This is a genomic window from Microtetraspora glauca (genome assembly GCF_040656155.1).
Taxonomy (GTDB): Bacteria; Actinomycetota; Actinomycetes; order Streptosporangiales; family Streptosporangiaceae; genus Microtetraspora; species Microtetraspora glauca.
This window is the reverse complement of sequence record NZ_JBFALK010000026.1, coordinates 73,436-85,667: the sequence shown is the minus strand read 5'-3', so window position 1 is coordinate 85,667 and position 12,232 is coordinate 73,436. Positions and strand designations below refer to the sequence as shown.

Annotated in this window: 12 protein-coding genes; 4 read left to right on the top strand and 8 right to left on the bottom strand. The window is 71.7% G+C overall.

What is annotated here, in order from left to right:
* Positions 1-14: 14 nt before the first annotated feature.
* The 7 genes from AB0I59_RS36075 to AB0I59_RS36045 form a co-directional block, all read right to left on the bottom strand.
* Positions 15-860 carry a helix-turn-helix transcriptional regulator gene (locus AB0I59_RS36075; protein WP_061259574.1) on the bottom strand — a complete coding sequence of 282 codons (846 nt, stop codon included), beginning with the start codon at positions 858-860 and terminating at the stop codon, positions 15-17.
* Positions 861-1,240: 380 nt separating this feature from the next.
* Complete coding sequence (locus tag AB0I59_RS36070; RefSeq protein ID WP_358140229.1) at positions 1,241-2,134, bottom strand: F510_1955 family glycosylhydrolase; 894 nt, start codon at positions 2,132-2,134, stop codon at positions 1,241-1,243.
* 13 nt (positions 2,135-2,147) lie between these two features.
* On the bottom strand, positions 2,148-3,770 hold the full coding sequence (locus tag AB0I59_RS36065) for a multicopper oxidase family protein (RefSeq protein WP_358140226.1): 1,623 nt from the start codon (positions 3,768-3,770) through the stop codon (positions 2,148-2,150).
* A gap of 109 nt (positions 3,771-3,879) precedes the next feature.
* Positions 3,880-4,356 carry a hypothetical protein gene (locus tag AB0I59_RS36060; RefSeq protein WP_358140223.1) on the bottom strand — a complete coding sequence of 159 codons (477 nt, stop codon included), beginning with the start codon at positions 4,354-4,356 and terminating at the stop codon, positions 3,880-3,882.
* A 232-nt stretch (positions 4,357-4,588) separates the two neighbouring features.
* Positions 4,589-5,050 carry a nuclear transport factor 2 family protein gene (locus tag AB0I59_RS36055; RefSeq protein WP_061259570.1) on the bottom strand — a complete coding sequence of 154 codons (462 nt, stop codon included), beginning with the start codon at positions 5,048-5,050 and terminating at the stop codon, positions 4,589-4,591.
* The gene (locus AB0I59_RS36050; RefSeq protein WP_358140220.1) at positions 5,047-5,565 is read right to left on the bottom strand and encodes a nuclear transport factor 2 family protein; all 519 of its coding nucleotides are present in this window, start codon (positions 5,563-5,565) and stop codon (positions 5,047-5,049) included. The genes AB0I59_RS36055 and AB0I59_RS36050 overlap by 4 nt, the downstream gene beginning before the upstream one ends.
* A complete protein-coding gene (locus tag AB0I59_RS36045; RefSeq protein WP_358140217.1) occupies positions 5,562-6,452 on the bottom strand; it encodes an LLM class F420-dependent oxidoreductase in 891 nt (296 codons plus the stop codon). Before AB0I59_RS36045 ends, AB0I59_RS36050 begins: the two co-directional genes overlap by 4 nt.
* A 379-nt stretch (positions 6,453-6,831) precedes the next feature.
* Between AB0I59_RS36045 and AB0I59_RS36040 the strand changes: the two genes are divergently transcribed.
* Positions 6,832-7,722 (top strand): IclR family transcriptional regulator, encoded by an 891-nt coding sequence (locus tag AB0I59_RS36040; protein WP_061259567.1) that lies wholly within the window; start codon positions 6,832-6,834, stop codon positions 7,720-7,722.
* Between the two features lie 29 nt (positions 7,723-7,751).
* Here AB0I59_RS36040 and AB0I59_RS36035 read toward each other — a convergent pair whose 3' ends face one another.
* A complete protein-coding gene (locus AB0I59_RS36035; RefSeq protein ID WP_061259566.1) occupies positions 7,752-8,324 on the bottom strand; it encodes a flavin reductase family protein in 573 nt (190 codons plus the stop codon).
* Positions 8,325-8,559: 235 nt separating this feature from the next.
* Between AB0I59_RS36035 and AB0I59_RS36030 the strand changes: the two genes are divergently transcribed.
* The 3 genes from AB0I59_RS36030 to AB0I59_RS36020 are packed head-to-tail and all read left to right on the top strand — an operon-like array spanning position 8,560 to position 12,145.
* Positions 8,560-9,432 (top strand): alpha/beta fold hydrolase, encoded by an 873-nt coding sequence (locus AB0I59_RS36030; RefSeq protein WP_358140213.1) that lies wholly within the window; start codon positions 8,560-8,562, stop codon positions 9,430-9,432.
* Positions 9,429-11,114 carry an FAD-binding protein gene (locus AB0I59_RS36025; protein ID WP_358140211.1) on the top strand — a complete coding sequence of 562 codons (1,686 nt, stop codon included), beginning with the start codon at positions 9,429-9,431 and terminating at the stop codon, positions 11,112-11,114. The genes AB0I59_RS36030 and AB0I59_RS36025 overlap by 4 nt, the downstream gene beginning before the upstream one ends.
* Positions 11,111-12,145 carry a 2Fe-2S iron-sulfur cluster-binding protein gene (locus tag AB0I59_RS36020; RefSeq protein WP_061259564.1) on the top strand — a complete coding sequence of 345 codons (1,035 nt, stop codon included), beginning with the start codon at positions 11,111-11,113 and terminating at the stop codon, positions 12,143-12,145. The genes AB0I59_RS36025 and AB0I59_RS36020 overlap by 4 nt, the downstream gene beginning before the upstream one ends.
* The last annotated feature ends 87 nt before the right edge of the window (positions 12,146-12,232 follow it).

Below are 12,232 nucleotides of genomic sequence, written 5' to 3'. Positions count from 1 at the left end.
CCCCCGATGGGGGGTCACGGGATGAGGCCGTGGCGACGGGCGGCGACGACGGCCTCGTGCCGGCTGTGCGCGTCGAGCCGGACGAGGATGTCGCGCATGTAGCTCTTGACGGTCATAGGTGAGATGCCGAGTTCCGCCGCCACGCTCGGGTAGGTCCGTCCCGTCGCCACCATCGACAGCACGGCCAGCTCGCGAGCGCTGAGCGCGGGCACGTCACCGGACGTCTCGCCGGCGGCTCCGGACACCTCCGCCAGCAGCTCGGCGATCCGCCGGCGGAGCGCGTCGTCGGACGTGCTCCGCAGCAACGCGTGCAGGCCGGAGTGGACTGTGCGCAGCCTTTCGACCGCGCTCGCGTGCAGCCTGCCGACCGACTCGACGTGGGCGGCCACGCGCCGGTCGATCTCATCCTCCATGGCCAGCCGCCGTGCCAGCGTGCGGGCCGCCGCCGTGGTCGCGGTCTTGAGGCGGTCACCCAGTCCCGGACTCTCGCGAACGGCGGAGTAGATCACGCCTCGGACCGTCCTGCCGACGAGCACCGGCGCCGCGACGGTGGCTCGGATCCCTTCGGCCAGGACGGGGACGTCGTAGTCGTGGGAGATCTCGCCGGCCGTGCGGTAGTCGTCCACGCCGACCACGCGGCCCTCGCCCCAAGCGCGGCCTCCGACCCCGGCGCCCGAAGACACCGCGAGCCCGGACAGGAGGCCGGTACGGGTGCCGTCGAAGTGCTGGAGGCGCAGCCGGCCGTCCGTGACCGGGCCGCCGAAGGCGATCGGGGCGCCCGTGGCGTCGCGCAGTGAGCGCAGCTCACGCCCCCATATCCGCGGGACGTCCGAGGACGTGGCGGTGCCGAGCCTGACCATGCTTCATCTTGCCCCGATTCGTGCCCGGAAGGAACGTCGTCGACGGGCCGCTTCTCCGTGGATCACGTGCGTCGCCGGTCGACCCGTGTCGTCGAGGGCGGCGGCGTCCGGGGCGCGCAGGGGCCGTGTGCGCAGGGTCATGAGCGTGCCGAACGGGATTGACCTCAAGCATGGTTGAGTTAGCAGAGTGAAGTCATGATCTTCACCGAGGCCGAGCTGCGGTATCTCGTCGAGCATCCATGCCGTCCAGAGAGATGACGGTCAGGCGGCGCGCGGAGATGCGGCTGACGCCCCTCCCCGGCCGTCCGGCTCATCGGCCCGACGCCCCTCCAGCTCGGTGCCGGAGGGGATCGCCCGACTCATGAGCGAGCCGTACGCGCTCAGGGCTGGTGGATGGTGGTGAAGCTCGTGCCTCCGTCCGTCGACTCGTACACGGTGCCGTCCATCGAGGCGGCGAGGAGGCGCTCCGCCGAGACGGCGGTGAAGGCGACGGCCTGCATGGGCAGGCGGCCTCCGGCCTTCCAGGTGGCGCCGCCGTCCGTGCTGGAGCGCACCTGGCCGTCGGGCGCCACACCGATCAGGCCGTCCTTGTCCGTCACGTCGAGGAATGACAGCAGCGGCGCGCCCTTCAGGAGCCGGAAGGTCCGGCCCGAGTCCGTGCTGATCTTCACCCCGTCGGGTGTGGTGGCGTAGACGGTGCCGGGCCTTCCGGTGCCCGCGCCCAGGTCGAGCAGGTCGAGCCGGGCCTCCGGGGTGAGCGTCGCGCCCTCGCCGCGCCAGACCTGGCCGGTCTGCGCGTCGTAGCCGTACACCCTCGTGCCCGCGACCTGGAGCGCGTGGAAGTCGGCCTTCCCGGCGAGTGCCACCTGCTGCCACGTGGCTCCGGCGTCCGACGAGCGGATCAGGCCCAGGTGCGGGGGCCGCCCGTCCGCGATGTCCTCGGCGGACGGGTGGCCGCTGGCGTAGAACGTCCCGGGGCCGGCGACGGTGAAGCCCATGTGGTCGGCGTCGCGGTCGCCGACGCGGCGCAGCGTGCCCCCTTCGACGGTGAACAGGCCGTAGTGTCCCGCGACGTACACCGTGCCGGTGGCCGGATCGACGCCCAGCCCGTGCACGTGCCCGACGCCCGGGTCGGCGGCCCGCGACGTGCTCTGCCGCGTGCTCTGTCGCGTGCTCTGTGGCGCGTCCTGCGGGGACGACTCGTCCGCGCCGCAGGCGGTCAGCACCGCCGCCAGTAGCAGTGCGCCGGCGGCCAGGCCGAACTTCTTGATCATCTCAAGGCTCCCTTCAGGCCTGGTAACCGAGCAGGGTCATCATCCCGGCCTCGGCGTGGTAGACGTTGTGGCAGTGGATCATCCAGAGGCCGGGGTTGTCCGCCTCGAAGTCGGCGTTCACCGTCGCGCCGGGCAGCACGATCGCCGTGTCCTTGCGCGCGCCGCTCCTCCCCAGGGCGAAGGTGTGGCCGTGCAGGTGCATCGGATGCCACATCAGGCTCCGGTTGACGAAGGAAAGCCGCACCCGCTCGCCCGGCCGGACCGGTTCGACGACCTTCGGATCGAACGCCTTCCCGTTGATCGCCCAGTCGTACTTCGCCATGCTGCCGGTGAGCGTCAGCGTGATCGTGCGGTCCGGTGTCTTCCCGGCCAGCCGTACGGCGTCCGCCGGGACGAGCGCGTCGTAGCCGACGAGACGGCCGTCCAGTTCGGCCGGTCGGACATCGGCCCGGGGCGCGCGGGCGCTCGCGGCGGTGCGGACCAGAGCACGACCGAGGGCGCGTTTGCCCTCCGCCAGCGCGACCAGGGGGAACACCCCGTCCTTGAGGGTGACCAGCACGTCGTACCGCTCACCCATCCCGATCAGCAGGGCGTCGGTCTCCACGGGTGCGACGGCGTAGCCGTCGGTGTGGGTCACGGTCATGGCGTGACCGCCCAGCGCGACCCGGAACGCCGTGTCGCCGCCCGCGTTGATCAACCGGATTCGCAGCCGGGTACCCGGCTTGGCCGTACGGGTCTCCGGTGACGCCGGGATCTTTCCGTTGACCAGGAAGTGCGGGTAGTAGACGTCCCCGGCGTCGCCGCCCAGGAGGTCGCTCTCCGCGTTCATCATCATGTGCGGCCACTTCGCGGAGGCCGAGGGGGTGGGGGTGGGCATCGCCATGTCACCGTGGCCCCCGTGTCCGCCGTCCGCGCCGTCCCCGTCGGCCGCGCCGCCGTCGGACGCGCCGCCGTCGGACATCGCGCCGTGCCCGCCGTGCCCGCCGCTCGGGGTGCTCGCGGCGTGGCCCATGGCCGCCATGGAGGTGAGTTCGGCGAGCACCTCGTCGGGCGTTCCGGTGACGCCGTCCAGCCAGTCGTCCAGGACGACGACCCATTCCTCGTCGTAGCTCAGCGGCTCGGCCGGATCCTCCACGATGAGAGGCGCGTACAGCCCCCGGTCGAGCTGGGGGCCGTGGTGCGGATGGAACCAGTACGTCCCGGGATGGGAGGCGGTGAACTCGTAGACCAGCTCGCCGCCCGCGGGGATGGCCGGCTGGGTGACGCCCGGCACGCCGTCGGCGTCGTTGCGCAGGGCGAGGCCGTGCCAGTGCACGGTCGTGTCCTGGGGCAGCCGGTTGGTCAGGCGGGCCCGGACGACCTCACCGGCCCTGACCCGGATCGGCTCGCCCGGGAGGCGGTCGCCGTACATCCAGGTGCGTACGGCGGGGCCGCCCAGGTCGGCGTGGCCCTCCTGGGCCAGCAGGTGGAACTCGCGTACCCGGCCGGGGCGCCGGGCCGCCTCGGCGGCGCGCACCTCGTCCCCGGTGGGCCGGACGAAATCGGTGCTCTCACGGGAGCACGCGGAAGCAAGGGCTCCGCCCGCCGCGGCGGCCAGGCCGGCGCGCAGGAAGAACCGTCGATCGATCGATGGCATGGGAAATTCCGCTCACGGTTCGCAGCTGAATGAGGATCCTGAAGGACCCGGGCGAGGTGGCGGGGCGTCCCGAGGACGGCCGCGTGTTCGCCGGGCCCGGTGGGAGCCTCTATACGCGCAGGACCGTGACCCGTTGGAGCGACAGCGCGAACGGCGACGGCGATCCGCGTACGGCGGGCAACCGGGCCGGGCGCTCCCGGACGTTGGCGGCGTCTCCGGACGGGCGGCCCAGGACGATCAGGCCCAGCGCCACGGTGACCAGCACGGCGGCGACCGCCGTCAGGCACTGCACGAACGGATTGGCACCGCTCGCCCCCTCGTGGACCGCCGCCACGTTCTGCAGAGCCGTGACCGACAGGCCGGACGATGCCGCGGGGATCCCGTGCGCCGGAGTGATGTCCGCGAAGGACGCCGCGGGCACACCGTGCGTGGAGGAGTGCGAAAGAGGCGCCCCGGACATGGACATTCCGCAGAAGTGCGCGGTCGCGTAGCTCAGGCCGACGCCGAGCAGCACGGACGCGAGCAACACCAGCTTGGGCAGCACCACCGCGACCGCGCTCCTGCCGGTCTCCCGCCGAGTGCGCACCGTTTCACACTACCGGCGGCACACCCCGCCCCCGGACCCGCCGCCGGTCGCGCGATCGACGGGCGTCCCTGGGCGTTGGGGTCCGGGGCGATCAGGAGCCGCACGAGAGGCGGATCGGGGGCGACAATCCGGGGATGCTCCGGGACATCCGGCTCCGGCGCATCCGGCTGCGGGCATCAGGCTCAGGATGAACCGTGAGACCGCCCGGAACCGGGGCTGGGGGAGCGGTCGGTCAGCCGGGTCGCAGGACGTCGAAGTCGCCCAGCGAGATCGTGATCGTGAAGACGCGCGAGGTGATCCGCCAGCCGTCCGTGGTGCGCGCCCAGCGGTCGTCGTACTCGCCGAAGCATTCGTACGAGCGGCCCTCCCACGGGCCCGCCCCTTGGTGGTAGACCCGCGCGTACGTCAGGGACCTGGCCCGGTCCCCGTCGACGGCGACGCGGTGGTTGCCGAGCAGGTGCTGGGACGGCCCGCATCCGCCCAGGTGGCTCCGGACGGTCCGCACGATCTCCGCCCGTCCGGTGCGGCGGTAGCCGGTGGCCGTCTCGGTGAAGGCCGCGCCGACGCGGTCCCAGTCGCGCCGGTCGAGCGCGGAGGCGAGTTCGGCCAGCCGTTCGACGATCTGGTCCCGGTCGGTGCGGTCGCGGGTGTTCCCCTCGTCGGCGGGGGCGGAAGCGGGGCCGGGGGACGTCACACGGTGCTCCCGCGCTCGCCGGTGTGCGAGCCGGCGAACGTGCTCGCGAGCAGCTCCGGCGACTCGGGACGGCCGTCGAGCACGCGGTTGGTCCGGGTGGTGACCCGCCATCCGTCCGATCCCCGGCGCAGCCGCCAGTGGTTGGCCGTGGCGCGGCGCAGCGTGAACGCGCCGGACGCGGCGTCTCTGACGATCATGAGGGTGTAGCCGACCGCGACCGCGTCGTCGCCGTTCACCGTGACGTGCGGCGCCCCGACGAAGTGGGCGCAACCGCCCGAGATCCAGCGCTGGTGCGCCTTCGACAGGACCATGGCCGTGATCTCGTCGCGCCCGTTCATCAGCAGTTCGTCGACGTCGTAGACGCCGTCGGCCTCCCACAGCGCCGCGACGGCGTCCGCGCTGCCGCTGTCCACGAGCGGGCCGTACGAGAGGATCAGCCGGGTGATCGCCAGCTCGTCCTCGATCGCGCCCAGGCGCTGTTCGAGCCTGGCCAGCCGCTGCTCGGTGTCGCTCATTCCGCGCTCCCGTCCTGGGTTCCGAAGCTGATGCCCATGCCGATGCCCAGGTCGCGCAGCGCCTGGAGCTGTTCGACATAGTTCTCGGCCGAGGCGGCGGCGATGGTGACCCCGGCCACCGTCGCGCCCGCGTCGCGTACGCGTTCGAGGGCGCGTGCCGCGATGTCCGGCGCGCCGATCGGGTCGAGCGCGCGGCCGGTGGCGAGGACGACTTCGAACCCGGCCGGGAGGTCGGCCTCGCCGACCATCTCCGAGAGCCGGTCGAAGGGGAGGCCGAACGGCACCCAGCCGTCGCCGTACGTCACCGCGCGGCGCAGGGATCGCGCGGTCCGGCCGCCGATCCACATCGGCACCCGTTCCTGCCGTGCGTGCGGCTCGACCACGAAGCCCGAGAAGTCGTAGAACTCGCCGTGGAACTCCGGCTCCCGCTGGGAGAGGGCCGCGCGGAGGGCGGCGATGGCCTCGTCCGCGCGCGGTCCGCGCCCCTCGAACGAGGCGCCGAGCAGCTCGAACTCCTCCTTGAGGCTGCCCACGCCGAGGCCCAGCGTGAGCCGTCCTCCGCTGATCCGGTCGAGCGTGCCGTACCGCTTGGCGACGGCGAGCGGGTGGTGGTAGCCGAGCACCAGCACCTGCGTGGCGAGCCGGATCCGGCGGGTACGCGCCGCGAGGTAGCCGAGCGTGGCCAGCGGGTCCCAGTAGGTGCCGCCGCGCTCCTCGGCGACGGGGGCCGGGATGGCCACGTGCTCGCTGCAGGTCAGATGGTGGTAGCCGAGCCGGTCCGCGGCCTCGGCGATCAGCCCGATCTCCTCGATCCCGGCTGAGCGCTCCCACTCGGAGTGCACGCCCGGTAGCTGCACGACCACCGGCGTGACGATCCCGATCCGCATACGGCAACACCTTTCGCTCCTGGAACGGTTCCTTCCTAACGGGAGGGCGAGCCGGGCGGCAGACGCGGTCCCGGTCAGCGGAACCGCACTGAAACGATTGTCAGGAACTCGCCGCGACCTCGACCCGCGCGGCACGGCGGATCGGCCCCGCACGAGTCGGGAGCATGCCGGGCACGCCACCGGAGGTGGGCCGGAAGCAGGCCGGAACCTCGACCGCGCGCGGCGGAAACCCGTCCAAGTCGGGGCCGCATCCCCGGGGACCTCGAAGGACCGGTCATCCGACGACATCCGGGATAGCATCTCGCCCTTCCGCGCGGCGCGTCTCGTTGCTACATTCGCGTTAACAAGAATTCATTTCAGTTTTGGCCAGGAGGACTCAATGACCGCTCTCAGTCCTTCACCGGAGATCGCGGCACCGGCACGCCGGGAGCTGCCCCCGTCCATGGTCGAGCGGATGACTCTGATCATGGATGCCTTCGCCGGCCGCTCGACCCGGCTGACCCTGGAGGACGTCGCGCGCTGCACGCACCTCCCGCGCTCGACCGCGCACCGCATCCTCGACCAGCTCGTCCGTCTCAACTGGCTGGAGCACACCTCGTTCGGCTACCGCCTCGGACAGCGCGCGCTGGGACTCGGCGGCAGGGACGGGAGCCACGGCGAGATCCGCGAGGCGGCCGCGCCGCTGCTGCACGAGCTCCAGATCAAGACCGGGATGGTCGTCCACCTCGCGGTCCTCGACGGCGCGCAGGTGTTCTACCTCGACAAGGTCGGCGGCCGGTTCGCCACCTCGGTTCCCTCGCGGGTCGGCGGCCGGGCCCCCGCGCACTGCACCGCGCTCGGCAAGGCCATCCTGGCCTGGCTCGAACCGGAGCAGGTCGAGTCCCGGATCAGCGGCTTCATCAGCCGGATGACGAACCGCACCATCGGAGAGATGGGCACCCTGCACCAGGAGCTGCACCGCATCCGGCAGCGGCACGGGCTGGCGTTCGAGCGGGGCGAGTGCTTCCCGAACATCGCGTGCGTCGCGGGGGCGATCCGCGGCTATGAGGGTCCGGTGGCCAGCATCTCCCTGGTGGGCGACACCCGCACGCCGCTGGAGAAGGTCGCGCCGTTGGTGATCGACGCCGCGCGGCAGGCATCGCTGTCCCTGTTCCCCGACCTGGCGACCCCGCGCCGGGCCCGCCTCATGATGGCGGTGCCGGACCAGACGTGGTCTTCGGCGACGATGAACCGGCTCCTGGAGACCGGCCAGAACGGCGACTGGATGTGACCACCCTCAGGGGTGACCCCGGACCGGGGCTACCCCCAGTGGTCGCCCCACCCCCACAGGTTCGGCCCGATCTGCGCCTGCGGCTCGTCCTCGTCGATGCCGAACCGTCCCCGGTAGAAGATCATCGGCCGCTGCTCGGTGACCGTCTCGACCTCCAGCACCCGGCCGATCACCACGTCGTGGTCGCCGGCGACGTGCACGTCGTGCACTTCGGCGTGCACGCGGAGCAGCACGTCCCGCAGGGCCGGAGCACCCCACCGGGAGCGATCCCATTCGAGCCCCTCGAACTTGCTGCCCTTGCTGGAACCGAATCGGCGGCAGACGTCGACCTGCTCCTCGCTGAGGACGTTCACGCAGAAGCGCCCGGCGTTCCGGATCCTCGGCCAGGCGCGGCCGTTGTGGTCGGCGCAGAACAGCACCAGCGGCGGCTCCAGCGACACCGACGCGAACGACTGGCAGGCGAAGCCCACCGCCTCGCCGTCGTCGATTCCGGTGACCACGGTGACACCGCTGGCGAACGCCCCCATGGCGCGCCGCAGCTCCAGCGGCGTGGGTGGGGCGACGTCGACGGGTTCCGTCGAGAGCGGGGTCTCGGTTGTCATGGGTTCCCCTCGTGTGTCACGGCGGTTTGCGGTGGCTCAGGAAACGAACGTAAGCCGCACCGCATGCCGTGCAGAAGACCATCCCGATGAGTGGAAGGTCACAACGGCCATGGATGGCGCCTCCCCGGGACGCCGTACCGGGGGTCCGACGTCTCGCTCATCGGGATGGCCGGGGTCGGGACGGGCCGCCGCTGGCTACCGTCCCAGCAAGCTGACATTCCTATGACCGGAGCGGATGATGACCACGGAGCTGACCTACGAGTCGACGCTGCGCGAGCTCGCGACAGACCAGGGAGTCCTGCGATATCACGAGGCCGGAGACGGCCCGCCGCTGCTGCTGCTGCACGGCTCCGGCCCCGGCGTCACCGGCTGGCGCAACTTCCGCGGCAACCTCGCCGTGTTCGCCGAGCACTTCCGCTGCCTCGTCCTCGAGTTCCCCGGCTTCGGCGTGAGCGACCCGACCGACGAGCACCCGATGATCGCCGCGAACTCCGCGGTGGTCCGCTTCCTCGACGGGCTCGGCCTCCATCAGGTCGACGTGATCGGCAACTCCATGGGCGGCATCATCGGCACCCAGTTCGCGATCAGCCATCCTGACCGCGTCCGCCGGCTGGTCACCATCGGCGGGATCGGCAGGAACATCTTCAGCCCCGGACCGGGCGAGGGCATCAACCTGCTGATGGAGTTCACCGAGAACCCCACCCGCGAGGCGCTCGTCCAGTGGCTGAACTCCATGGTCTACGACCCCGCCCTGGTCACCGAGGAGCTGATCGAGGAGCGCTGGGCGCAGGCCACCGACCCGGACACGCTCGCCAGCGCCAGGAGGATGTACGGCAAGGCCGCCATGGCGGCGCGCGCGAGGGCCGCGGCCGCCTCGGACGCCCCGCCGTACTGGGCGATGTTGCACAAGGTCAGGGCGAGGACCCTGCTGACGTGGGGCCGCGACGACCGGGTCAGCCCGCTCGACATGGCGCTCGTGCCGATGCGCACCATCCCCGACATCGAGGTGCACGTGTTCCCCAACTGCGGGCACTGGGTGATGATCGAGCAGAAGGAGGCGTGGGAGAGCGCCGTCCTCGCCTTCCTCACCCGGAAGGACAACGCATGACCGCCGGATGGGACGACGAGTACGACCTCATCGTCGTCGGCAGCGGCGGTGGCGGCATGACGGCCGCGCTGGCCGCCGTCGACTGCGGGCTCTCCGTCCTGGTGGTCGAGAAGGGCAGGATGTTCGGCGGCAGCACCGGCATCTCCGGCGGCGGCATCTGGATCCCCAACAACCCGACCCTGCGGGCCAGGGGCCACGACGACAGCCGCGCGTCGATCCGGCGGTACCTCGACCTGCTCACCGAGGGCCGGGTGCCCGCGGCGCGGCTCGACGCGTACGTGGACAACGGTCCGGCCGCGATGGCGCTGCTCGGCAAGAGCCGGTGGATGCGCTTCTTCTGGACCAAGGGGTACGCCGACTACCACCCCGAACTGGAGGGCGGCCGCCCGCTCGGCCGGTCGATCGAGGCGATCCCGTTCGACACCCGCAAGCTCGGCGAGGACGAGAAGTTCCAGCGCCCCAACAGCATGAAGGGCCCGCTCGGCCTCTGGATCACCAGCAAGGACTACCACGACCTGGCCATGGTCAAGCGCACCTGGCGCGGGCGGTGGGCCTCGGTCGTGGCCGCCTGGCGGGTCTCCTCCAACGTGATCCGCCGCCGCCACATGGCGACCGGTGGGCGGGCGCTCGTCGCCCGGCTGCGGATGGCGCTCAAGGACGCCGGTATCCCGCTGTGGCTGCGTACCTCCATGACCGAGCTGGTCGTCGGCGACGGCGGCCCGGACGACGGCAGGGTCACCGGCATCGTCGCCGAGCGCCGGGGCGAGAAGGGCACGGAGCCCCGCACCGTGCGGCTGCGCGCCAGGAAGGGCGTGCTGCTGGCCACCGGCGGCTTCGACCACAACCCCGAGCTGCGCGCGAAGTACCTGCCCGAGGGCGGCCGGGCCGACTTCAGCATGGGTGCGCGGGAGAACACCGGCGACGGCATCGTGGCGGGGGAGCGGCTCGGCGCCGCCCTCGACTTCATGGACGACGCCTGGTGGATGCCCGCCGTACGGCACCCGGCCGGGGCGACGATCCCGCTCGTCTCCGAGCGGTGCATCCCGCCGTCGATCATCGTGTCGGCGGAGGGCAGGCGCTTCACCAACGAGTCGTCGCCGTACGTGAACTTCGTGCACGACCAGCTCGCGGGCGGGCACGTCCCGGTGTGGTTCGTGATGGACGCCAAGGCGCGGGCCCGCTACCCGTTCGCGCAGATCCTCCCCGGGATGCCGATCCCGAAGGAGTTCTACGACCAGGGCCTGGCGTTCCGCGCCGACACGGTCGCGGAGCTGGCCGGGAAGATCGGCGTCCCGCCGGAGGCGCTGGCCGAGACCGTCGAGCGGTTCAACGGCTTCGCCAGGAACGGTAAGGATGAGGACTTCGGCCGGGGCGACAGCGCGTACGACCGCTACTACGGCGACCCCACGCTCAAGAACCCGAACATCGATGTGATCGACCGGGCTCCGTACTACGCGTTCCGGATCGAGGCCGGGGACCTCGGCACCAAGGGCGGGCTGGTCTGCGACGAGTACGGCCGGGTACAGCGGGAGGACGGTTCGGTGATCGAGGGCCTCTACGCCACCGGCAACACGTCCGCGTCGGTGATGGGCAACGAGTACGCGGGTCCGGGCGCCACCATCGGTCCCTCGATCGTCTTCGGATACATCGCCGCCCGGCACGCGGCGGGAGTCACGGCATGACCCAGCCGGGATCGCTCGAAGTGCGCGTCGTCGAGGTCATCCGCGAGACCGCGGACGCGCACTCGCTCGTGCTCGAACCCACCGAGGGTGGCCGGGACCGGTTCGGTTACCGTCCCGGCCAGTTCCTCACCATCCGGGTGCCGACCACGCGCGAGGGCGGGGCGGCGCGCTGCTACTCCCTGTGCAGCTCGCCGGTCCGCGACGAGAAGCTCAAGGTGACCGTCAAGCGGGTCAGGGACGGCTACGCGTCGAACTGGATCTGCGACAACGTCACCGAAGGGGACACCCTGGAGGTGCTGCGGCCGTCGGGCACCTTCACCCCGGACTCGCTCGACGAGGACTTCCTCCTGTTCGCGGGGGGCAGCGGCGTCACGCCGGTCATGTCGATACTCAAATCCTGCCTGTACGGCGGGACCGGCGCGGTCACGCTGATCTACGCCAACCGGGACGAGGACTCGGTCATCTTCCGGGACGAACTGGTCGCGCTGGCGACGGAGTACGGCGACCGCCTGACGGTGGTCCACTGGCTGGAGTCCGTGCAGGGCCTGCCCACCGCCTCCGGACTCGCCGCGCTGGCCCGGCCGTACAGCGGCCGGCAGGCGTTCGTGTGCGGTCCCGAGGCGTTCATGAATCTCACGGTGTCCGTGCTCGCCGGCCTCGGCGTGCCGGGCCGGCGGGTGCATGTCGAGCGGTTCTCCTCGCTCGCGGGCGACCCGTTCGCCGGGTCCGGCGTCGTCATCGAGGCCGACGGGCCGGTCAGCGAGGTCGAGGTCGAGCTGGACGGCGAGACGCGGACCGTGTCCTGGCCGCGGGGCAACCGCCTGCTCGACGTGCTGCTCGACGCCGGCATGGACGCGCCGTTCTCCTGCCGCGAGGGTTCGTGCAGCGCGTGCGCCTGCGTCCTCCTTTCGGGTGAGGTCACCATGGAGCACAACACGGTCCTTGACAAGCAGGACCTCGCCGACGGCCTGATCCTGGCCTGCCAGGCGATCCCGGTCAGCGAACGGCTCAGGGTCACCTACGACGCCTGAGCCGCCCGCTCTCCGGTCTCTCCACGGCCGCTTCCATCGGATTCACGCCGGATTTTCGCCGGATTCCCACTGAGCGGGAGACGCGGC